Genomic DNA, 23,848 nt, shown 5'->3' on the forward strand with positions numbered 1-23,848 from the left:
AGCAAGAAGAGAGAATCACTCATTAAACACACTTCAATGTCTGTGTTAAATGCCCAGATGATCTTATTCCTGGTTCTATTGCCGTGGTTTTTAGTTTAAGTTCTGAAATGTAGAAAATTTTAGGAGGATAACCGATGGAAAATGAAGTAATGGAAAAAATATCTAGTTTTATTGTGGATGAGTGTAAAGAGTTCTGGGATATTTCTGGGTCCGTATTTGATTTTTTGTTTATGGAAGGTCGTTACCAATCTTTTAATGGATATAATGAACTTTTAAAGGCATTTATGGAGTTTAGACATACATATGATCAAGCTTTTTTAAAGTTTATTGCGGAGATCGAAGACATCGAAAAACAAATAAATACAGAGGAGCATCTATAAGCGCTTCGTACATTTATATTTTTTTCTTTACTTGGTCAATAAGTACAATAAGTTTTGTACTTTTGAATTACAGGAACAAGAAGGTAAAGTTCCCTTGAAGAACCACAAATTAATAATGTAAACAAATAGATTCACAAAAATAGAATGGAGTGACTGGATTGAATCCTTCGCGAACTAAAGAACTTGAAATTGAATACTATTCATTACAAGCCAAACTCAGATTTTTAAGATCTGTTATCGAAGCTGAAAATCAGCAAACTTATTATAGAAAAGATTTAGTTGCATATAAAAATATAATTAAAGAAATTTCTGAAACAGTTATAGCAATAAACGAAATTCGACTGGAATTGACTTCTTTACCTTTTTCTAGGAATAAAGAATTAAATAAATCCAGTTCTAGCAGATGATAGAATTGAAAATTAGAAAAAACTTTAAATACGCATTTATTTTAATAGCCCTTAAAATAATAAAAAAGAAAGGAAATATATTTAATACACAAAATACATGCAATTTGAATCTACTTTGTATAATATATATTATGTAAACTAAGATAAAATAAATAAGATACTTCTTAAAAACTTCTCCCTATTTAAAGGTTTTCTTTCATTTATTATTCTTACTGATCTTTATTTGTACCAGCACATCAATACTTTATCATTCTGTTAACTTCTTAAATTACGTGTTCTTTCTATTTGACTAAATAAAAAACCTTACAAGTTACTAAATAACAGTAGCTTGTAAGGTTTCCTTACTTTAATTCATTTTATCTGCTGAAAATTTTAGTGTAACGTGATTACTATTGCTAGATTCTATAAGATTGGAATACACTCTTGCATTCATGGTAATAATTAATTTGTTAGTCCCATTAATCACAACCATGCGATTAAGTGATAAAGACTCTTTGAAATAATTGTGCCGATCTTGATGCCCTGTCTGTCACACAACCTCTAGTTCTCTTTCCAACGATCATAAGCCGTTTGGTATACTTTGACATAGTCTTTGATACCCATTGACTCAATGGTGGAAACAAATTCATCCCATTTACTTAAAGGCTCTACTCCCGTGATAAACTTCGCTTCCATTTGTTCAATATATGTACTTAGATCCGTAGCTACTGCTGAAATTTTATCATTTTCTTCCACTGTTAAATAAAGCAAAGGAAATGGTGTTTTTGCGATATTTTCCATTTTTTCTTTCGTTTCCGTAGCGACCCAATCATCAAAACGAGTATCGGGTGCTTCTTCTGCGGACGTTAAAATTTTATATTTCCCCGTATCAGTCACAATATTAGGTGTCGTCAATCCGTAAGCTGGCGTAATTTTTCCGCGTTCATCTTCTGTATTATCTAAATCAACCTCTTTCGTGTAAACACGCACTTTTTCTCCAGCACTATTTGTCTGATATTCCCAAAAAACTCCTTCTGGTCCTTGTTCTAAATACTTTGCCCCTTCTTCAGAATACAGGATTTACATTGGTTAACGCAAATGTCCCTCTAGAAATTCTAGGACTTCCTGGGATAACCGCTTCTTTCGACCATTCAGAAGTTAAGGGTTGAAACATTAAATCTTTCATCGCTTCAACTTCTGTCCTGCCAGTCGTAAAGAAACTAAAATAGTCAGCAAACAAGCCTAATTGATTATTTTGTCCCTTGGCTTTCTTTTGTTCATCCGACTGACCATAAACTTCTTTATCCAGGAGCTCTTCTGTATATAACTTGTTCATATATTCTAGATATGCTTTATAATTTTCAGTTGTTGGCGTATAGAAAACTTTGTCATCATCCACTTGTATACCTCTCGTACGAAGACCAAAAGCTGACATTAACCAAACTCTTGTTGAATTCATATCAACGTCTGATAATGGAATTTCATCCGCTTTACCATTACCGTTAGGATCTTCATTTTTAAATCGTAACAACAGATCATAGAGCTCATCAACGGTCGTTGGTAATTCTGTTATATTTAGTTTTTCCAACCATGTACCGTTATACCACATCGGTCCTTGCCACCAAATCGAAGTAGCATTTCTTGACACCATTGGTAAAGAATAAATATGGCCATCTGGTGTTGTGATCGATTTTAGCAATGTCGGGTCTTCTTGAGTCAGTGCATAAAAATTAGGCATTAATTCAGGTGTGATATATTTTTCTAATGGTAATAAAATACCTTGAGAACCATAATCAATTTCCATTGAAGAAGTTAACGTCCTAGAATCCGCACCATAAACAACATCAGGTAGCTCGCCGGATGCAAAAGCCAAATTTAGACGCGTTCCAAAATCAGCTAAAGGCGGGGTTGTGTATTTTAGCTGTATACCTGTTTTTTCTTGATAATCTTTTAAAGTAGGCATATCCTTCCATTCAGCCAAACCAGCGTTCGGAGCCATGATATGTAAAGTTAGTTCATGCCCTTTTTTTATAATCGGGAATTGACTATCTAAATTTAGTTCGACTTCTGCTTTACTCCCCTCCTCTTTTTTCTTCGTATTACCGCATGCTGAAAGAACTAAGAAGCTGCATGCCAAACAAATAGCGAAAAACATCTTTTTTTTCATTTTTTATCCTCCTAAATATTATTTTGTTTAACCTTTAATTGATCCTACCATCATCCCTTTGACAAAATATTTTTGTAAAAATGGATAAATAATAATAATTGGTAGTGTCGAAACGATCATGACCCCATATTTAATCACAGCCTCTAATTGCTGTTTACTATAAAGCATATTGGCTGTATCAGCACTGACGTTGCTAACAGTATTGGATGACATATCTTGTAAAATCAAAATTTCACGTAAAACTAATTGAAGCGGATACATTGATTTGTCTGACAAATAAATCAATGCGCTAAAGAAACTATTCCAGTGTCCTACACCGTAAAACAAAGCCATTACGGCGATGATAGGTGTTGACAGAGGTAAAATAATTTTCATGAATAAACGAAAATTCGAACAACCATCGACAATCGCAGCCTCTTCCATTTCTCTTGGAATCGTTGTTTGAAAAAAAGTTCTAGTGACAACAACATTATAAACCGATACACACCCCGGAATGACTAATGCCCAGACAGTATTCAACATTCCTAAACTTCGAATCAATAGATACGATGGAATCAGACCACCAGATAAAAACATCGTCACAAGCATAAAGTTTGTAAAAGCTTTTCGTCCATAAAAATCAGCTCGAGCTAAAGCATATGCACAAGGTAAAGTGACCAATAAATTAATCGTTGTACCAAGAGCAGTATAATAAACTGTATTTAAGTACCCTCGCCAAATATTACTATTCCCTAATAACGTGCGATACCCATCCAGTGTAATATCTTTAGGAAATAACCACATTTCTCCAGAATTAACTAGGTGCGGATTCGAAATGGATGCACTGATGATATAAAGTAGAGGATAAAGAACAATCAATAATGCAACACCCAAGAATACATAGACAAAACCTAAAAATATTTTGTCTGTTTTTGTCTCTTTTACCAGCTTCGTTTTTGTCATTTTTCCATCTCCATTTCTATAATAAACTAGAATCACTTAAGCGTTTCGCTACGTGATTAACTACAAGTAGTAAGATAGAATTGATCACTGAATTAAACAGACCCACGGCTGAGGCAAAACTATATTGTGCATCCAATAGCCCTTGCTGGTAAACAAATGTAGCAATCACATTTGACGACTCCATATTTAACGGATTTTGCATCAATATTACTTTTTCAAAGCCCACTGACATTAAACTGCCAAAACTCATAATCAACAAAATGACCATCGTTGGCATGATTGTCGGTAAATTAATGTACCACACTCTTTGGAGACGAGAAGCACCATCAATTGTTGCCGCTTCATGAAGTTGAGTGTCTACCCCTGATAAAGCTGCTAAATAAATGACAGATCCCCAGCCAGTTCCTTGCCACACTCCCGACAAAACATAAATGGTTTTGAACCATTTAGGATCCGTCATAAAATTGATCCGAGAAAAACCAAGGAAATTTAAAAAATGATTAATCATTCCTGTTGATGGCGATAAAAAAGCAATAATCATCCCGACCATAACAACCACAGCAATAAAATTCGGCGCATAAGTCACTGTCTGTGTAATTTTTTTAAAAGGACCATCTTTAATTTCATTCAACGCTAATGCCAAAATAATAGGTAATGGAAAACTCACAACTAATGAATAAATACTTATACCCAAAGTATTTTTTATAAGGTCCCAAAAATAATAAGATTCAAAAAAACGTTGAAAATGTTTGAATCCCACCCAAGGACTTCCGATAATACCAAGAGATGGCATATAGTCCTTAAAAGCAATAATGATCCCATACATTGGACCATAAGAAAAAATTAACAAAACTAAGAAAGCAGGTAAAACAAACAAATAGAGTTGTTGACTTTTCTTTATTTTTAGTTTTATTTCTTGAAATTTTGTCTTTTTACCGGCTTTTATTTGATGAGAATCATTTGATCTCATTTCACCCTCCCCCTTTAGAATGCGTTTTCAAACGAATTTTCTCCCCCCTTCGTTATTCGTAAGCCAATTGCCCCATGTTTCGGGCATGTCACTTCATTCAATGAAATACAAGCTTTGCCATTTTCATTATAAATGGTCAGTATTTCATTTGTTGCTAGATCTTTAATCGTTGATTGTTCATCTGCTTTTATATCAACTAACGGAACAAATATTGTCGATTCTTGGCGAATACTGCGAAATGCATAGTGTATTTTCCCATTTTTTTGATAAGTAAAACGCCAGTCAGTTGCAGATTCCTTTATTTGGGCACGCGTTTCATAAATACCTTCTCCATAGATAGTTAACCAAGTACCAATTTCTTCTAAAATTTCCGTTTCTTCTTTTGTGATGGCTCCTTTAGGTGTAGGCCCTACCCCTAAGATCAAATTCCCACCTTTACTCACCACATCAATCAAATTTTCAATTAATTCTTGGCTACTTTTAAATATATCATGCGGTACATAACCCCAGTCATTGCCTATTGGGATATTACTTTCCCATACTTTCGTTGGAATTTCGTGTAATTCTGGTATTTTTCGTTCAGGTGTTACGTAATTTTCATGTCTTCCACCCATCATGCGATCAACAATAATCAATTCTGGCTGATTTTTTCGAGCTAGTTCTGCCAATTGGTCCATTTGCAAATCTTCTTTTCCACGTCTGCACCATCCAGCATCTAGCCATAATAAATCAATAGAGCCATAATTACTTGTGATTTCTTCTATCTGGTGATGAACAAAGGAAACATAGCGTGCCCATATTTCAGGATGTTCAAGAGGATTATAGCTAGCAGTTCTTCCTTTTATAGTTGCATCATCTAGCCAATAAAATGGCGAGAACCAATCCGCTTTCGAGTAATAGGCACCGATTGCTATATCGGCTTGCTGGAATGCTGTAAAAACTTCTTTAACTATATCACGCTTAAACGGGCTTAACTTTCCACCAATTTTATATTCGGTTTCCGTCGTATTGTACATATTGAATCCGTCATGGTGTTTTGTAGTAAAAATACAATATTTGAACCCAGCACGTCGACAAAGATCTGCCCATTTAGTTGCATCCAAATCTACCGGATTAAATGTACGAATTAAGTTCCAATAATCTATCTGTAATTCTTCAATCGTTTCTCTATATGGGTTTCCTTCTCGTGCCCAAGTATCTTTTTCCGATAATTGCCATGATTCCACAATTCCTGCTTGAGCATATAATCCATAATGAAAAATGACACCAAACTTCAAATCCTGAAACCACTCTAGTCTCTTTTTTAACATTTCTGTCTCAGGATAGATTTCGGAACTTTCTTCCACATATTTACTTGTCTCAATGTCTTTTCGAACATCATTCATTACTTTACCACTCCCTTCCTCCTTTAAATTACCTAGGCCTTCGGGAAAATACAATATGTAAAAATTAACGATATGTAATATCCGTACAAGGATAGAAAAAAAGCGTTTTCTACTGATATGCTTTAGGTAATATATCTAAAAAGGAAGGAGTGCATATAATGCCAACATCCAATCATTTTTTTGAACTCTCATATCGTTTAGGCAATGGATTGATTTTACTTTTCAAATTGCAACTCTTATGGTTAATAATCGTTTTACAAGGGGGGATCATTTTTGGCATTTTTCCAGCGACAGCCACAGTTATGCAATTTTTTCTAGCAACGTGGACCACAAATGAAGCTCCTCCCATGCTTCGACTTTGGTTTATAAGAACCGCTAAACAAAATTATTGGATGGTCAATTGTTTAGGCTATTTCCACAGCGGACTTCTCTTATTTCTTTTAATTGATTTAAAAATTTCTCGGGAACCATTCAAAATGCCTTTCTCCATTTCATTTTGATCGTGTTGCTTATTAGTGTCATCTTAGCTGGTTTTTATCTCTTCCCTACTTTATTACGTTATCATTTATCTTTCATTCATTATTTTCTACGTGCATTTCTTTTAATTGTAATTAGTCCTTTTCAAACACTTGCTATGATTATCAGTCTTTTTCTAACTAGCGTTCTATTGATATACTTACCTATACTATTTTTTTTCGTTTCCATACCCATGCTCTTATTCCCAATTAGTTATTTTGCCTATCAGGGAATGGAAAAAGCAGAAAGCTTGGTTGATGCAAAGTGACTGATTGAAGAATTTTATTTATAGGAAAAGGAGTGGAATTATGAAAAAAACGGGCTTCTATTTTCTCCTATTAATTTTACTTATTGCTACAATATATTTTAAAGCTCCTGATTTTCCATTGAGTGATTCATCGCAACGAGAGCCACTTACAATAACTGGAAGAGTTACCGATTTGGTTGCAGCAGAAGAATGTTTCAAATTATTAAAACAATCAATAGTAGCAACGAATAAAAAAGACCTTGATTCCTACATTGATACATTGGTAAAAGACGCCCAAGAAGCAACTGCAAAACAACTTCAAATAGTCTTTGATTCCTATGATTTAAAACACGAGTTACTTTCCTTTCAAGTCTTAAATCAAAAAAAAGATTCATTATTTGTTGTTGTTTACCAGAAAACAATCAATCAAGGCAGACAGCACTATCAAAATCATATTGCTCAAATCCACTATACATTTTTAAAAGAAAAAAATCAGTGGAAGATTCAGCAATCATTTATTACTAACACTGAACTACTTGATGAATCTACACGTGCTTTCTAACTTATCTCTTTCACTAGTATAGGAATTTTATAAGTAAAAAAACTTGCTGAATGGTCACGTGGTTAAAATACCTTTAGCCATCATAGATACTATAAAAATCACTTGATGAATAAGGGTTTTTGTCGTTCCTATTATATCTTTGTTCTTTTTTTCATTTTTCGATATTCACCAGGCGTTAATCCGACAATGATTCGAAACTTTCTTGTAAAATTTGAGGTATCATAATAACCATTTTTACGAATGACTTCTTTGATCGGAAAATCAGTTTGAATAAGTTCAAGTTTAATCTTTTTGAATCTCAACTCTTGAATGTATTTCGAAAAGGAAAGTCCTATTTCCTTACGTATCATCCGACTAATATAAGAAGGAGAAACGTTAAATACCTCTGCGATTGATGCTAACGATATTTGCGCAGAATGAAAGTGATCTCCTATATAATCAATGATCATTTGATTTAAATTTTCTTCACTTTCCTTTGTAGGCTTTTGTTTTGTAGAACAAATCGTTCTCGCTAGTTTTTTTAACTGCTCTTCCAATTGTAATAAATTCGAAAAAGGAACATAGTTTTCCACTTCTTTCAAAATATTCTGTCCAATTAGTTCGTTACCTGTTTGAATGATGGCATTCAATAAATGATAGCCATACAGACGTTGAAGACTTAATGAGTTCATTTTAAAAAGACTGATCGAAATCAATTGATGAATCATCTCCAACGCACTAGTAACATCTCCTTTTTTTAAGTGATTCGTTAATTTGAAAATCTGTCCATCTGTATAATCAATGGTTGGGTATGTTTCCTCGTTAGAAATATCAGAATAATAAATAAGATGCATTTTTTCTGACTTATGATGAAGAGCAATCAGTGAAGCCACATAAGAGATATGTAATGAAAATAAGCTATCTACCGTAGAGCCTACACCCAATATCAAATCTTCATTAAGACAAAGTATCAACTTTTTTCTTAAGGCCTCAACGACTTTCATTTGGTGTCTTTCATCCATTATTCCTACTACTAATACGAGTCTTTCTGTGGGTTCAGTCACCAAGCGTTCCACTACATATGCTTGATAATCTGTTTCGACTATTTCCAATAGTTGGATGGGAAAATCTTTCTGTTTTATGCTCCCTAAATCAATAGTTAAAATAAAATATGAAACTGCTTGTAAATCCATATGTATTGCTTCCAAAAGATTGTTTAGTTCAATTTCCGTTTCTAAACGCCTATCCAATAAAAGTCGGAAAATATGTTCTCTTGCGTAGGGGAGCTGTTGTTTGTTTTTCTTTAGTAATACTTGATAATTTGCAAAAAAATCTGTCAAAATCTGGTGTAAATCTTTTAAGGATCGGATCGGCATGCTTGTTTTTAGTCTTTGGACAGAGGATTCGATTTTTATGATAGGGCTAAGTTTATATACACTAAAAATGGCCACAGCACTTAAAGAAAAGATGAAACAAAAAATGAATAACAAGAAGAAACGCCGTTTGTCCAGCTCAATGGACTTTATTTCTTCTTCCATATTGATAATAGAAAAGGTTGAAGCGTTGTCCTTATCTGTTATAGGATTAGTCAATTTCTTATTTATATTTGGGTAGTCTATTGCAGTTATTGAAGGAGAGGCTTTATTGAATGAATCGCTATAATTTTCTAAATATTTTACGGAAAGATCTGTCCTTTGCTCCAGATCGATCGTATCCATTTCGTAAATCGCTAATAAATTTGTCCCTTCTATCTTTTCTGGGATTGGCACGAGATAGAAAAAACGCGAGGGTGACACATTATCAATGGCTTTTAGAGCCATCATTTTAGGTGTTTTTGTCTCTAAATATGTAATGAACTCTTGTTGTGTAAGCTCATAATTTGCTGAATTTATAGAAAGAAAGGTCTCAAGCGAGTATCTACCGCTAGAGGAAAAAAGAATATCTGGTTGTTTTTTTATGTAATAAATATAAACTTCTTTAATCAGATGGTTGGTTGCTTTATGTGTGAATAAACTTGCTTTTCCTTCCTTTCCATAATATGGATGTTCTAAAAGAGTTAAAGAAAGTTGAGGATCCCTCACTAATTGATTTGCTAAAAAATCTAACTCTAACAGTGTCAGAGATAAAGAATAATAGAAACGTTCTGAGTGGCTTTTTCTTATTAACGAAATGTGCTGATCGAAACTTTTCATTGTTGTATAATAAAAAATCCATGAGAAGATCGCAAAAGGAAGCGTAAAAATAAGGAGCAATTTTTTTATTATTTTTGACGTACTACTTTTGTATGTTTTCGTTTTTCTATACATTTATACACCCCACTATAATCTTGTAATACCGTCATAGTAGCACAAGAAAGTAAGCGCTTCAACACGCAAAAAGAATACGGATAACTAAAATTATTTCCGCGAAAGTAATGTTAAAAGAAACAAATCGCTACCTTTTTAGAAAGCATAAGTAACCGTCTGAAAAATAAGCCAGAATTTTTAAAACTAAAAAATAGTTTTCGTAAATTCTGGCTTATTGGATCTGTGGCTATTCATCGCCGATTATTTTCTTGGGTTGTATTTTGAAACACGAAAAATATAGTCATCGATGTTACAGAAGAATCTACTTGGTTTTTGAGGTTTTACTTGCAATACTGACTTCTCCTTTAGGCAACGAACAACGAGCTAATTTTTTTCAACGAAAGTATTGATGAAATAACTGCGTAAGTACAGGTAAAAAGTAAATAATCCCCATAGCAGCTATAACCATCATCAATTGTTTTCGCTGTTTTTTTCGTTTAAGCATGCTACTGGTTTGATGCAAAAAATAGGTTGCGCTTTTTGCTCCAGCTGTCAGAGTGGATAAAATTAGCGTGGGCGAATAGGCAGTTGGGGCTTTGGTAACAGACAATAGCTTAGTGCCATATTCTGGATATTTTAACAACGCTTGGTAAATTGCGACAATCATGATCGCTCCCATAAAATAATTTAAAAATGAATGAACTTTCTTCAACAAACTAAAACTCCTTATGTTTCCCTATAGTTGTTATGTTTAAGTAAACAATCTAACACTTTTCGGAATATATTTTATTTTTCTTTGTGGTGATTATTTTCGGTTTTTTCCATCCAAGGAAATGAAAAACCAATGGATAAATCTTCCTTTAATGCCAATACAGCATCAAATTTTCCCTTTTTCCCAGTAAAACCTTTGATTACTTTACTGGTTTTTCCTTTGGATAGTAATTCACGCAGATTGGTTTTGGTTAATTTTTTCTTAGCAATTGTCGGCCAAAGTTTAAAGTCGCATTCTGAGTTAGAACAAGTGGCAACTTTAGGATACAACATGACTGTGCCTTTTTTACACTTTGGACAACGCCCTAATTGATCATTCTTCTTCTCCATTGCTTTTATTTGTCGTGTCCCATTGATTTCAGCGGATAAATCCACTTGAGGTATTTGCTTAGGTACAGCCTCCAATAAATGGAGGATAAATTTTTTGATATTTTCTAAAAAGACTTCGGGAGTACCTTCTTTATTCCCAATTTTTTTTAGATAGCCTTCCCATTGTGCTGTCATTTCTGCACTTGTTAATAAAGGTTCTTGGGCGACAGCTTTACACAACGTAATCCCTTTAGCTGTCACAGTAATTTCATTTTTATTAACTTCAATATAATGACGCTGTTTTAAATTTTCTATGATATTGGCGCGAGTGGCTTTTGTACCAATCCCCTCGACTTCTTTCAAGATTTCTTGAGCTTCTTCATCATCTAATGTTTTTCCAGCCGTTTTCATTGCGGTAATCAATGTACCTTCATTGTAAGGTTTAGGTGGTTGAGTTTCTTTTTCCAGACTCTTTAAGTCAACCTCGACAATTTGATCTTTTTCAACAGTTGGTAACACTTGTAATTCTTTCTTTTTTGTTTTTGGCGCTAAAATTTTCTGCCAACCGGGTTTAATCGGCACCCGACCAACACTTTTCAAGCGTAACTCAGATACCCCAGTATAAATAGTCGTTTCTTCATAAATATAATTTTCAGCAAACATTGCGATGGTTGTCTTCGCAACTTGTAAATAAATAGCTTGTTGTAACCTCGATAATTGAGCAAAGCGTTCTTTTGAAGGGATCGTTTTTGTAGGGATAATCGCATGATGCTCTTGAACTTTTTTTGCATCGACATATCTTTTTTTAGGATGTACTTCTGGTGTTTCTACTGTACCAATTCCCAAAAAATCTTTGTAACGCGTTAGGTTTTTCACTAAATATTGATGCTCATTTTCTGTAATGTAAGAAGAGTCTGTTCGAGGATAGCTTAAAAACTTACTTTCATACAATCCTTGTGCCGCATCAAGTGTTGCTTTTGCACTAGCCTTCATGATTTGATTCATTTTTGTTTGTAAACTTGATAGTGAAAACAAACGAGGACTACTTATTTATTTTTCTTTTTTGGTGATTTCTAAAATTTGTCCAGATTGTTTTCCTAAATGTGCTCCTAGTTTTTCAATTTCTTGACGTAACATTTCCGCGGTTTTAAAAGCTTTTTTAGGATCAAGTTTTCCAATAAATTGTCCCTGCTCACTAGTGATCTGCGCTTCTACTTCAAAATAAGGTTCTTTTTTAAAGTGTTTGATGGTCTCTTGTAGCTGATAAATCATATATAAAGTAGGGGTTTGAACACGTCCTAAAGAAAAACTGCCATCGATTCCCTTTTGTTGGAGAAGTAAACTATACAATGGGCTACCATTCATACCAATCAACCAATCAGCATTTTGCCTAGCTTTTGCTTCTTTGTATTTTGGGAAATAGTTTTCTCCAGGTCTCAGATGTTTAAATCCCTCATAGATGGCTTCTTTTTCTAAAGAATTGATCCATAGGCGAAGAATTTTTTTCTCTTTTTTGAATGCTTGGGCTTGGATAATGATTGACCAAGCAATTGCCTCTCCTTCACGATCACCATCGGTTGCAATGATAATTGTATCCGCTGATTGTAATTCTCTTTTTACAATGGAAAATTGTGCCCATTTATCTTTAGGTACTTCATAGCGAAAAGTTTCAGGGAAAATCGGTAAATTTGCTAAGGACCATTTTTTCCAGCGTTCATCATATGCACCTGGTGGCACCATATCTACTAAATGACCAAATCCATAAGTAATCGTTACTTCTCCAGTGAATAACGGATCACTAATTTCATAGTATCCCTCATGGCGCTTTCGTTTTTTGAATGTTTCAGCATAAGCTTTTGCTTGGGAAGGTTTTTCGGCCAATATGACAGTCTTCATCTTTTCTCCCTCCGTTGTCTCCGTCTTTTTTTAGACTTCTTTATTATGGAACAAACATTCGCATCTGACAATAAAAAAAGTTATTTTTGAATGAAAAAACGACTGAAGGCTTTTTGCAAACCTGTCAGTCGCTTGATAAATAGTCATTATTTACTTAAAAAATCACTGATTGCTACTTTATTGGCCTCGTTATCAATGACCAGTACACTTCCAGCATAACTACTGTTCCCAAAGTTCCAAGAACCATCTACGGGTACACTTAAACGATCAATTCCACCAACACCTCGAGCAATGGAGAAGAGGTTCTTCACGAGAAAGAAAGCTGAAACATTAGTGGAAGTATAACCAATCGCTTTCCCCGCAGCATAAGGCGAACGGATCAAATTCAAGGGATTTTTCAATTGATTGAAAATGGCATTCATTACTTGTTGCTGACGTCTGACACGACCAAAATCGCCCTCTTCATCCATTCGAAAGCGAGCATATTGTAAAAGGACATGTCCATCCATTTTTTGAACACCTTTTTTAATATCGACACCATCTAAATTTAACTCTTTTTCTGCGTCAATTTTCACTCCGGTCATAAATAAGGCATCAATCACTTTTTCAAATGATTTAAAGTCAACTTTTGCATAATATTGACAGTCGATGCCAAAATTTTCCTTGATAGTTTGTCGAACTAAATCTGCTCCGCCGTAAGCATAAGCAGAATTAATTTTATTTTGACCGACACCTGGAATCGTCACAAAACTATCACGCATAAAAGAAATTAGTTTTGGCTTGTGCGCTGGTCCATCCAACTGCAATACCATGATTGTATCTGCCCGGCCAGCATCTTCTCCTCTTGTGTCACTGCCTAATATTAAGACGTTATGCGCACCACTTGAGGATGGAACACCATTAAACGTTTCTGTCGTCACACTTTGCAAACTCGTATCATGTTCCGCTACAAATTTCCCAACAAAAAATGAAATGATTGAAAATAAAACTAGAAATAAAAAAATACCTAAAACAATTTTTTTCCAAGAACGTTTCTTCTTCGTCTTCTTAGCTTGAAAAGAGTCTTTTCCTTTTTTCCCTTTAAAAAAACTTTTTTTCTCTTGATAAGAATTCTTCTCTTTCGTGTCAGAAAATATTCGATGTGGTTGAGACGAACCGTATACTTCTTCATCCTCAAAGGAATTGGGAGCTTCTTGGTATTTTCGATAAATTCGTGTGGCATCATCTGTTTCGACTTGATGTTGCTTCTCTTTTTTATTTTTATGTGTCCTTCTAAAAAGATTATCCGTTTCATTTTTTAGAGGTTTTGCTTTTTTATGGATGTTCTTATAGCGATCCATCCGACTCATTTTTGGACCCTCCCTCTATTTCGTATGATTAAAGAATACACTATCCAAAATGCAAAAGCATCTACACCAACTATAATTTAATAAAAAATAACGAAACAAACTTTCTTTTAAGCTCATGCTTCCATTTATTTTTGTATAATCTGCTGGCGAATCACTTCAATCGGCATTGCTTTTTGCGTCCAAAGTTCAAATGCAATCGCCCCTTGATGAATCAGCATACCTAAGCCATTATAACCATTTGCCCCAATTTTTTTAGCTTCTTTAAGGAGTTGTGTTTCTTCAGGAGAATAGATCAAATCAAAGACCGCTAAATTGGGATGCAATAGATCTTCACGACAAGGTAAACTTCCTTTCTTTTCACCCATCCCAATATCTGTTGCATTGATCAATAAATCGCTATGTTTCAAATCTTTCGCAAGTTGAGGTTCATCTGCATAGTCATACAAAGAAATCGAACAGCCTGTTTTTTCTGAAACCGTGGCAAAATAAGCGCTTAAAGATAAAAATGTCGCATTTTTTCGTTTATAGATATGAATTTCTTTCGCACCATCTAAAGCCATTTGTGCCACAATCGCTTTTGCTGCACCACCTGCGCCTAAAACGGTAATCTTTTGATCAGCGATTGTGTGTCCAACCTCTTTCACAGAACGGACAAAGCCCTTTCCATCGGTATTGTAGCCAATTAAACGATGGTTTTTGTGTACAATCGTGTTGACCGCTCCAATCAATTCAGCTTCGGGACTTAATTCATCAAGGTATGTCAATACAGCTGTTTTATTTGGCATAGAAACATTTGCCCCAAGCATATTTAATGTCCGAATACTTTCAACCGCCTGCTTAAGATTGATTTGATCCACTTCAAAAGCTAAATAAACAGCATCAATCCCACAATGCTGAAAAGCCGTATTATGCATCAACGGTGATAAACTATGAGCAGAAGGTGAGGCAAAAAAAACTGCTAATTTTGTTTTTCCAGAAATCATCTTGTTGTTCCTCCTTAATCAATAAAAAGACCATCTGACCTCTCGTATAAATGACACGAGACATCAGATGGTTTCATTTTTTTGTTTACTCTTAATAAGCAATCATTCATGTATGTCTTATATCTGATAAAGACGAGTCATCAACAAGTTTAAAGGAGTTCTTAGAAACTTGTCAACTTGGAATGTGGAAAAAATGTTGGCTGATATTTTCTTTTTAAAAAAATGGGTCTTTTATCCTAAGCAAACGATCCCTTATTCAAGAATTTCTTCGAAAAATTGTAGTAAATCTGCCATTGTTAATTGGGCTTTTTCTTCTTGAGACAAATCTTTGACGATCCGTCCTTTTTGTAACACAATCAAACGATTGCCATATTTTAAAGCATCTTCCATACGGTGTGTAATCATTAAACAAGTTAATTTTTGTTCGGTAATCCGCTGATTAGTTAAATGCATCAATGATTTTGCCGTTTTAGGATCTAATGCTGCGGTATGTTCATCTAACAAAAGAAGTTCTGGTGCATCAATTGTAGCCATTAATAAACTCAATGCTTGTCTTTGCCCTCCAGATAGCTCGCCTGCTGGTGTGTCTAAATGCTGTTCCAACCCATTTCCTACTTCTTGACATAATTGATAGAAAGCTGCTTTTTGATTTTTTAGATTTCGTAAGCGCAATGGTCTCTTTTTTCCTCTTTTTTGAGCTAGAAGTAAATTCTCAGCAACAGTCATTCGTGGGGCTGTCCCCATTTTAGGATCTTGAAACACACGTGATAGAAAAGAAGCTCTTTTTTCTTCTGATTCTGTTGTTATCAATCGGTCTTTAAAAGAAATCGTTCCTTGGCTTAGGGGCAAGGTACCTGCGATTGTATTAAATAAGGTACTTTTCCCTGCGCCATTTCCGCCAAGAACCGTAATGAAATCACCCTTATGAATCGTAAAATTAATCTCTTCCAATAGGACCTTTTCTTCATGCATCCCATTACTAACCACTTTTTTACCATTTTTAATTGTAATGATTGCTGTCATGGCTAGACCTCCTTTTCAAATCCCGTTTTTAATTTTAAAGCATTTTTTAGTTGTGGAATCATTAAACACAACGCTAAAATAATCGCTGAGAATAATTTAAGATAAGTTGTATCAAAACCAAGCTTGATTACAACCAAGATTAATAATTGATAAATGATACTTCCAACAACGATCGCAATCAATCGTTCTGCTAAAGTCAGTTCATGGAAGATCACTTCACCAATAATAATGGATGCTAATCCGATAACGATTACGCCAATCCCCTTGTTTACATCCGCATACCCATCATTTTGTGCAATCAACGCACCCGATAAAGCAATCACACCATTTGAAAGTGTTAATCCTAAAATTTTCATTCGGTCTGTCTGAATCCCCAAAGAACGTGCCATTGTTTCATTGTCGCCGGTAGCAATATAACCTTGCCCTAAATCAGTATTAAAAAAGAACAACAAAACGCTAATCAATATTCCTAAAGCAATGAAACCTAATAAAACGGTATCGAAATAATTAGGTAAGTGAAGACCATGAAAGATATCTTGTAAAATTGGATAATTTAACAAGGACAAATTTGGTGTTCTCATCACAAATAATATAACTGAATTTAGCCCTGACATTACTAAGATTCCCGCAAGAATGACTGGTATCTTTCCTTTCGTATAAAGTAACCCCGTCACAAGACCAGCGATCATTCCTGCCAATACGCCAAGAATCGTTGCTAGAAATGGTGATACCCCGTGTGTGATCGCGGTCACGCATACTGCTCCTCCTAATGGAAAAGATCCTTCTGTTGTCATATCAGGAAAATCTAAAATTCGATAAGTCATAAAAATTCCTAACCCTAATATTGCCCATAACATCCCTTGTGAAATTGCCGATACAATCATTTTTCATCCTCCTTTGTTGTTTCTGTCGTTGCCGCTTTTGACACGTCTTTTGCCTCTTTTTTGATTAAGTCAGGAATAGTGATTCCTAATAGCTCTGCTTGTTTTTCATTAATAATGACATCCCCTTTATTAAACACGTAAACAGGCGTCGATTCTGGTTTTTCTTCTCCTAATGCAAGAGATGCAGCCATTTTTCCGCTTTGAACTCCTAAATCAAATTGATTGATGCCAATTGTCGCTAGACCGCCTTGTTCAACCATTGAATCAACTGATGGAATCACAGGAATTTTAGCTTTGTTTGCTTCTTTAACCACTGTTTGCATGGCATTTGCGATGGTGTTATCTAAAGGAATATAGATAAAATCAACTTGCTGACTCATTACTTGGACAGTTTGGGCAATTTCATTCGTTGAAGGAACAGCATATTTGACAGAAGAAAGTCCTTCTTTTTTAATCGCCGCTTCTGCCTGGCTCACCTGTGATTTTGAATTATCTTCTGAAGAAGCATACAAAATTCCGACTTTTTTAGCTGTCGGTAAAATATCCGTCGCTAGCTTGATTTGTGCTTCAACAGGTGGTTGGTCAGATACTCCTGTGATGTTTCCTCCTGGTTCTTTTAACGAACTCACTAAGCCTGCACTTACAGGATCCGTTACAGCTCCTAAAACAAGTGGAATCGAATCAGTGACGTTTGCTAAGGATTGAGCTGCTGGTGTAGCGATCCCAATTAAAACATCTGGATCGGCTTGAACCAACTGTTGGCTCATTGTCGCTAGCTTACTTTGATCATCTTGACCATTTTGAAAATTGATTTTTAAATTTTTTCCTTCTTCAAGCCCAGATTCTTTTAATCCCTCTTTGATTCCTTTATAGATTTCATCTAGCGCTGGATGACTAACATATTGTAAAACACCTACTGAAACAGTTTTGTTTATTTTTTCCTTTTCTTGTGTCGCCGAAGCGTCATTTATTTTTTCATAAACAAATGCTCCTACTAAATAAATCATGATAAGTGCTACTACTGTCATTAAACGTTTATTTTTCATTTTTATTCCCCCATTTTTTTATCCATTTATCCATCAAGTCTGACCTTAGTTTCTGAAATACGAACCGACAAAAAAAGACAATCACCCAAACGGTCATTGTCTTTTTACATACAAAAAACCGCATAGATCGAATCTATGCGGTAGTCAAATTTCTTGTCTAGCATAGATACAAATTTTAGATTTGTACTCTAAAAAGTTGTATCTATGGTCAAAGTTCGCCATCAATACAACTTATCTACGCCAGTTACGCCAAGCTTGATTCATTACTGCTAATTTTTGGTTTGATAAGTTCATTGTGGGTCACCCTTTCCTTAATAGTTATCTTAAGTCTACTTGAACAAAGAACATACGTCAACTACTTTTTTATTTTTTCAAAGCCAATTAATGATGATCGGTGTTTTTTTCTGGGGAAGTTTGCATGGAATTAGTAGACTCACCTTCTCTTAATTCAAGCGAAAGTTTCTTGATATTCGTTAAAGGTAACCGGTTCAATTCAGGGATCAATTCTTCTGAAAGATTGAACGATTGATCAGTTTCAAGACTTAGTCGATTCGCCTCTTTGCCCTCTTTGAAAAAAATAATCGTTATCTGCTCTTGGTTGATGTTGTAACGCTGTTCTAATTCTTTCACATTATAAAGGAGTGGATAAAAATAGATCGATCGATTTAACTCATTCATCTTCTTCGAGTTGTGAAAAATTTTCAATAGTTCTTGATACTTTTCTCCGTTAGGTACACTAAACAATACAGAAATTGCTTTACTTTCTTCAATTTTTTTGGGGGCTTCATTTAGATTCAATGGTTGAAGTTTCGGAGAGTGGATGTCCGCATACACTAAACTGTTTACTTGTTCCTCTCTAATTTTTTGAGGAAAGATAAACATGATCATCGTGATTATTAAAGATACCAGTAAGACAAATAGGAGGCGTACAAAATATTTTTTAGGATGTTCACTTAAACCATCAAAAAACGAAAATACTTTCTTTTGATCGTTCGACCGATTTCTTTCCACATACCCCTTACCCTCTTTTCCCTTTTCTTTTATTATACCGAAATTTTATGTATATAGAAAAAAATATAGCTAAATAAATTTTTTGCTCTTCTATTTTGATCATACGATGATTAAAACGTCTTATTTCTACTTCGTAAATTGGTTTTTCTAGACAATTTTCGTTATAATGAAACTACTTATGAAAAGAAATGAGGAATGAACCATGTCCTTTGACGGTGTATTTACCCATGCAATGGTCCGTGAGTTGCAGGAAATTCTACTTTCTGGTCGAATTTCCAAAATTCATCAACCTTATGAAAATGAAGTTGTTTTAGTGATTCGCTCTCGTGGAAAAAATCATCGCTTACTATTGTCTGCTCACCCTAGTTATGCACGCATACAAATCACTCAAATCGATTACCAAAATCCTGATACACCTCCTAATTTTGTCATGATGTTACGCAAGCATCTGGAAGGAGCTATTTTAGAAACCATTGAACAAATTGAAAATGATCGAGTGATCCACTTTCATTTCACCAAAAGAGATGAACTTGGTGATTTACAAAATATCATTCTCATCGTGGAATTAATGGGGCGCCATAGTACGATTATTTTAGTCAACAAAGAAACGGGGAAAATTTTGGATGCCATCAAACATATTGGTAGTTCACAAAATACCTACCGTTCGTTACTTCCAGGGGTAGATTATATTGCACCACCTAAGCAAAATCAATTAGATCCGTTCTGTCCAGAGAATGAAAAAATCTTTCAACGTCTTTCTCAAAGTGAACTTACTGCCAAAAGTTTACAACAACAATTTCAAGGGCTCGGTTTTGATACAGCACAAGAATTGGTTACTCGTTTGGCTGAATGTCCGAATGAAAAGATGTTTGTCTGGCGAGAATTTTTCACAGCAATCGAAAACCAACTATCTCCTTGTCTTTTTGAAGTAAAGAATAAAGAATATTTTACGCCAATTTTTTATCAATCATTAGAACAAGTTGCGTTGCGAAAAGAGTCTTATTCCACTCTCAGTTCCTTGTCAGATGCCTATTATCAAGAAAAAGCAGAAAAAGACCGAGCGAAGCAACAAGGCGGTGAACTGATTCGTAAAATTGAGAATGAATTGAAAAGAAATAAAAATAAATTGAAAAAACGGGAACAAACATTAAAAGACTCAGAAAATGCTGAAAACTATCGTAGAGATGGTGAGTTATTAACGACCTTTATGACACAAGTACCTAGAGGCGCCAGTGAAGTAACTTTACCAAATTATTATGAAGAAGATCAGCCGATCAAAATTGCTCTTGATCCAGCCTTGTCGCCTAATCAAAATGCCCAAAAATATTTTCATCGGTATCAAAAACTGAAAAATGCGGTAAAATTAATTGGGAAACAAATCGAAGACGCCAAAAATGAGATTCAGTACTTGGAATCAGTCCTTTCTCAATTAGAAATTGCCGGTCCCATGGATATCGACGTGATTAAAGAAGAATTATTAGCAGAAGGTTACTTAAAAAGAAATACTGCAAAGAAACAAAAACGAAAGAAACCTTCACAACCTGATCACTATCTTTCAGACGATGGAACACTCATTTTAGTAGGGAAAAACAACTTACAAAATGATCAGTTGTCGCTAAAAACTGCTAAAAAAAACGACTATTGGTTACATGCTAAAAATATTCCAGGCTCTCATGTAATTATCAAAAGTGATCATCCAACAGATGAGACTATTACCCAAGCTGCCGAACTTGCCGCTTATTTTTCAAAATACCGTCATTCTGCGCAAGTTCCTGTAGATTTAGTACAAGTCAAACACCTACGCAAACCAAATGGTGCAAAACCCGGATATGTCATTTACGAGAATCAAAAAACGATCATTGTCACACCAGAAGAAGAAAAAATTAAAAAGATGAGCAAAGAGTCATTCGCTTAAAGATTTATTCACAAGCGTTTTTTACTTTATTGCCGAAAAAACCCCTTTCGTTAGTCAACAAATGGCAGTTTTCCTACCATTAAACCGAAAGGAGTTTTTTCTTTGCTCATTTTTAGTTGTTCCACTTGCCTAAGTGAGTAACAAACCAATAAAATATTTGCTACTGGTTTTCATTTTAAAAAGCTGGAACATTTGAGCCTTTTGAGTTATTTTTAATATAATCTGCCACTTCTTTTGTTGTCATCGCCTTTTTTAATACCTTGATTTTTTCACTATCTTTTTCACCTTCTCTTGTGACAAGTTGTAACGCATAGTGTTTACTTGCAGCAATATCTTCTAACAAGATCGCATCTTTGGTGGATAATCCTGCGGGCTCTAAATAAGCTGGATAACAAAAAACCATCGCAATATCTTTTTCATCATAAGCTTTCACCAAATTCAGCAAGTCGATTCGTTCAAATTTTAGATTTTTAGGATTCTCCACAATATCATCTACTGTTCCATTAAAACCTGTATTCTCTTTTAATTTGATTACTCCATTTTTGTCCAAAATAGCTAGCGCACGTCCTTCATTCGTTGGATCGCTAGGAATACCTACTTTTGCATTTTCTGGCAAATCATCTGCATTTTTATAAGACTTAGAATAAAATCCGCCTGAAAAATAATAAATGGGTTGTACAGCGACTAAATCTGCTTTTTTCTCTTTATTAAACATCGCCATAAACGGTTCATGTTGTGCAAAATTAGCATCCGCTTCATCGTGTTGTACAGCATCGTTGTAAGCTACATTATCGCTGACTTCCATAATTTCAAGTGTGTATCCTGCTTTTTCGACTTCTTTTTTTGCAATTTCTAAAATATCTTTTGATGATTCCAATTGAACAGCTACTTTGATTTCTTTCTTATTTTTTTCTGCTTGATTGGCTCCTCCACAAGCAGCTAAGATGATAACTGAAAGAATAGCCAAACTAATTAGATAAAATTTCTTCATTTTTTTCCTCCTATTTTCGTTTATCTAGCCTTTGAGCAATAAAGTTCCCAAACATTTGTAAAACAAAAACCAAAGCGATCATAATCACTATAGCCACATACATAACGCCATATTCGTATCGTTGGTACCCCACACGAACGGCAAAATCACCAATGCCACCCCCTCCTATTACGCCCATCACAGTAGAATAAGAAACCATACTGACAGTGGTTGTGGTATAAGCTAAAACTAACCCACTTCTTGCTTCAACTAATAAAAAATGCCACACGTATTGTAAGCGAGTGGTACCCAAAGAATTAGCTAACGCATACGTTTCTTTTGAAACATCCAATAAGACTTGTTCGACTAAGCGTGCAAAAATTGCAATAGCGATAATACTTAGCGGAACAGAGGCTGGAATAGGACCAAATGCTTTTCCTAAAACCGAACGAGTAACTGGAATCAGTGCAATAACAAACAATAGATAAGGAAATGAGCGAATAACCGTCACAACAAAATTTAACACCCAATAAAGCCAAGGGTATTTATTTTTTACTTTGGGATTTGCTAAGAACAAGCCTAAGCCTAGAGGTAACCCACCTAATAAGCACATTCCCATAGAAATAGACATCATAATCCCTGTTTCGGTTAAGCTTGTCAATAATGATGGCCAATACTCCATCAAGTTCTTTGAAAAAGTCATTGAGCCAAACTCCTTTTTATTTTTTCAAAATAGGTCAAATTCTCTTCTTCATATTGCTTCGGATTATTGGTTAATTCACCGATCAATTGACCATTCTCCATCACTAAAATTTTTTTACACAAACTTTTCACTGTTTCAAGCTCATGACTGACAAAGAAAATAGTTGGCTGAAATTCCTCATGCACCTTATGTAGTAATCGAATAACACTTTCTGTATTCTCTTCATCTAATGAACTCGTCGCTTCATCACATAATAAAATTTCCGGATTGCGGCTTAACGCTCTAGCAATCGATACGCGTTGTTTCTCTCCCCCTGAAAGTTTGACTGGATAAGCCGAAGCTTTATGAGACATTCCAACAAATTCCAATAATCGATTGATTTTGTCTGTCTCTTTTTTCTTCTGCAACTTCAAAGGCAATGCAACATTATCAGCTACTCGCAAATTTTCTAATAAATTATAATTTTGAAAAATCATCCCCATTTTTTGTTGCTGATGGCGACGCTCTTTTTTATTCAAGGAATGAACATCTACGCCATCAATTAAAATTTTCCCTTCACTCGGTTGTTCCATTAAATTTAGTAAACGCAACAAGGTCGATTTGCCAGAACCACTTTTTCCCACGATACCAACAATTTCTCCTGGTTCGACAGTAAAACAAATATTATTAAGCGCTTTCGACTCTTCATATATCTTAGTTAGATTCATTACTTCAATCATGTGGGCCTCCCATCCAAAAATATAACAACCTAAAAACTGTGTGATAATCTGCTAATAAAATACGCACATCTTACTCTTTATATAATGGCTTAATAGAAAAGAAAAAGCAACTTTTTTACATAGTCAATCTCTGTTTTTTAACTGTATTATTTTTATATTTTAAGAATGACTGCTTTTTCTGTTTATTTCATGAAACATTCAATATTTTTTTCAGATATCTTAAGACACTCAGAAAAAGGTTACTCCCTTATTTTTACTTTTTGAATAGCAAATAAAAAATAGGCTGGGGCAGAAGCATCTAGCTCCGAGAAGTAAGCTGAAATTCACGAAAATTGCTTTTAATATTTTTGTGAATTTCAGCTTATTTCCGAAGCAGTTGCTTCTGCTCCTGCCGTTTACTTATATTTAGAAAGTGAGGCGAAAGAGTTTCTTACTTTTCTCACGCACTTG

At 34.7% G+C, this 23,848-nt stretch carries 19 protein-coding genes and 2 pseudogenes; 5 read left to right on the plus strand and 16 right to left on the minus strand.

Annotation, left to right across the window (positions count from 1 at the left end; all coding sequences use genetic code 11):
• Window positions 1–134: 134 nt before the first annotated feature.
• Window positions 135–380 carry a hypothetical protein gene (locus EVI01_RS00430; protein ID WP_010750988.1) on the plus strand — a complete coding sequence of 82 codons (246 nt, stop codon included), beginning with the start codon at window positions 135–137 and terminating at the stop codon, window positions 378–380.
• A 158-nt stretch (window positions 381–538) separates the two neighbouring features.
• Entirely contained in the window at window positions 539–787 is a 249-nt protein-coding gene (locus tag EVI01_RS00435; protein ID WP_010750989.1) for a hypothetical protein, read from the plus strand.
• Between the two features lie 540 nt (window positions 788–1,327).
• Here EVI01_RS00435 and EVI01_RS00440 read toward each other — a convergent pair.
• From EVI01_RS00440 to EVI01_RS00455, 4 genes and pseudogenes are all read right to left on the minus strand, one after another.
• Window positions 1,328–2,933: pseudogene (locus tag EVI01_RS00440) on the minus strand (type 2 periplasmic-binding domain-containing protein).
• A gap of 27 nt (window positions 2,934–2,960) precedes the next feature.
• Window positions 2,961–3,875, minus strand: coding sequence for a carbohydrate ABC transporter permease (locus EVI01_RS00445; protein WP_010750992.1), 915 nt, complete (start codon window positions 3,873–3,875; stop codon window positions 2,961–2,963).
• A gap of 16 nt (window positions 3,876–3,891) precedes the next feature.
• Window positions 3,892–4,845 (minus strand): ABC transporter permease, encoded by a 954-nt coding sequence (locus EVI01_RS00450; protein ID WP_010750993.1) that lies wholly within the window; start codon window positions 4,843–4,845, stop codon window positions 3,892–3,894.
• 14 nt (window positions 4,846–4,859) lie between these two features.
• Window positions 4,860–6,230 (minus strand): alpha-L-fucosidase, encoded by a 1,371-nt coding sequence (locus EVI01_RS00455; RefSeq protein ID WP_010750994.1) that lies wholly within the window; start codon window positions 6,228–6,230, stop codon window positions 4,860–4,862.
• A 158-nt stretch (window positions 6,231–6,388) separates the two neighbouring features.
• On the opposite strand from EVI01_RS00455, the gene EVI01_RS00460 reads away from it, so the two are divergent.
• Both EVI01_RS00460 and EVI01_RS00465 read left to right on the plus strand, forming a co-directional pair.
• Window positions 6,389–6,730 carry a DUF624 domain-containing protein gene (locus EVI01_RS00460; protein ID WP_010750995.1) on the plus strand — a complete coding sequence of 114 codons (342 nt, stop codon included), beginning with the start codon at window positions 6,389–6,391 and terminating at the stop codon, window positions 6,728–6,730.
• Window positions 6,731–7,054: 324 nt separating this feature from the next.
• A complete protein-coding gene (locus tag EVI01_RS00465) occupies window positions 7,055–7,555 on the plus strand; it encodes a hypothetical protein (RefSeq protein WP_010750997.1) in 501 nt (166 codons plus the stop codon).
• Window positions 7,556–7,686: 131 nt separating this feature from the next.
• Here the strand turns inward: EVI01_RS00465 and EVI01_RS00470 are convergent, their stop codons facing one another.
• The 9 genes and pseudogenes from EVI01_RS00470 to EVI01_RS00510 form a co-directional block, all read right to left on the minus strand.
• On the minus strand, window positions 7,687–9,840 hold the full coding sequence (locus EVI01_RS00470; RefSeq protein ID WP_010750998.1) for a helix-turn-helix domain-containing protein: 2,154 nt from the start codon (window positions 9,838–9,840) through the stop codon (window positions 7,687–7,689).
• A gap of 373 nt (window positions 9,841–10,213) precedes the next feature.
• Window positions 10,214–10,498, minus strand: coding sequence for a hypothetical protein (locus tag EVI01_RS00475; protein ID WP_174270064.1), 285 nt, complete (start codon window positions 10,496–10,498; stop codon window positions 10,214–10,216).
• 107 nt (window positions 10,499–10,605) lie between these two features.
• Window positions 10,606–12,795, minus strand: a pseudogene (locus EVI01_RS00480) (type IA DNA topoisomerase).
• A gap of 146 nt (window positions 12,796–12,941) precedes the next feature.
• Window positions 12,942–14,144, minus strand: coding sequence for an LCP family protein (locus EVI01_RS00485; protein WP_010751002.1), 1,203 nt, complete (start codon window positions 14,142–14,144; stop codon window positions 12,942–12,944).
• Between the two features lie 125 nt (window positions 14,145–14,269).
• Entirely contained in the window at window positions 14,270–15,127 is an 858-nt protein-coding gene (locus tag EVI01_RS00490) for a shikimate dehydrogenase (protein WP_010751003.1), read from the minus strand.
• Window positions 15,128–15,379: 252 nt separating this feature from the next.
• A complete protein-coding gene (locus tag EVI01_RS00495; RefSeq protein WP_010751004.1) occupies window positions 15,380–16,150 on the minus strand; it encodes an ABC transporter ATP-binding protein in 771 nt (256 codons plus the stop codon).
• A 2-nt stretch (window positions 16,151–16,152) separates the two neighbouring features.
• Window positions 16,153–17,034: an ABC transporter permease gene (locus EVI01_RS00500; RefSeq protein WP_010751005.1), complete on the minus strand. Its 882-nt coding sequence runs from the start codon at window positions 17,032–17,034 to the stop codon at window positions 16,153–16,155.
• Complete coding sequence (gene trpX, locus EVI01_RS00505; protein WP_010751006.1) at window positions 17,031–18,080, minus strand: tryptophan ABC transporter substrate-binding protein; 1,050 nt, start codon at window positions 18,078–18,080, stop codon at window positions 17,031–17,033. Before trpX ends, EVI01_RS00500 begins: the two co-directional genes overlap by 4 nt.
• A gap of 381 nt (window positions 18,081–18,461) precedes the next feature.
• Window positions 18,462–19,091 carry a hypothetical protein gene (locus EVI01_RS00510; RefSeq protein ID WP_010751007.1) on the minus strand — a complete coding sequence of 210 codons (630 nt, stop codon included), beginning with the start codon at window positions 19,089–19,091 and terminating at the stop codon, window positions 18,462–18,464.
• Between the two features lie 202 nt (window positions 19,092–19,293).
• Here EVI01_RS00510 and efbA point away from each other — a divergent pair, with 202 nt between their 5' ends.
• Complete coding sequence (gene efbA, locus EVI01_RS00515) at window positions 19,294–21,006, plus strand: fibronectin-binding protein EfbA (protein WP_010751008.1); 1,713 nt, start codon at window positions 19,294–19,296, stop codon at window positions 21,004–21,006.
• Window positions 21,007–21,181: 175 nt separating this feature from the next.
• On the opposite strand, the gene emtC is transcribed toward efbA, so the two are convergent.
• Genes emtC through emtA form a run of 3 tightly spaced genes read right to left on the minus strand, consistent with a single transcriptional unit; the run spans window position 21,182 to window position 23,398 of the window.
• Window positions 21,182–21,997, minus strand: a complete 816-nt coding sequence (gene emtC, locus EVI01_RS00520) for a metal family ABC transporter substrate-binding protein EmtC (RefSeq protein WP_010751009.1) — start codon at window positions 21,995–21,997, stop codon at window positions 21,182–21,184.
• Between the two features lie 10 nt (window positions 21,998–22,007).
• On the minus strand, window positions 22,008–22,679 hold the full coding sequence (gene emtB, locus EVI01_RS00525) for a metal ABC transporter permease EmtB (RefSeq protein WP_010751010.1): 672 nt from the start codon (window positions 22,677–22,679) through the stop codon (window positions 22,008–22,010).
• Window positions 22,676–23,398, minus strand: coding sequence for a metal ABC transporter ATP-binding protein EmtA (emtA, locus tag EVI01_RS00530; protein ID WP_010751011.1), 723 nt, complete (start codon window positions 23,396–23,398; stop codon window positions 22,676–22,678). Before emtA ends, emtB begins: the two co-directional genes overlap by 4 nt.
• Window positions 23,399–23,848: the final 450 nt, after the last annotated feature.

Source organism: Enterococcus villorum, assembly GCF_007990225.1.
GTDB lineage: Bacteria > Bacillota > Bacilli > Lactobacillales > Enterococcaceae > Enterococcus_B > Enterococcus_B villorum.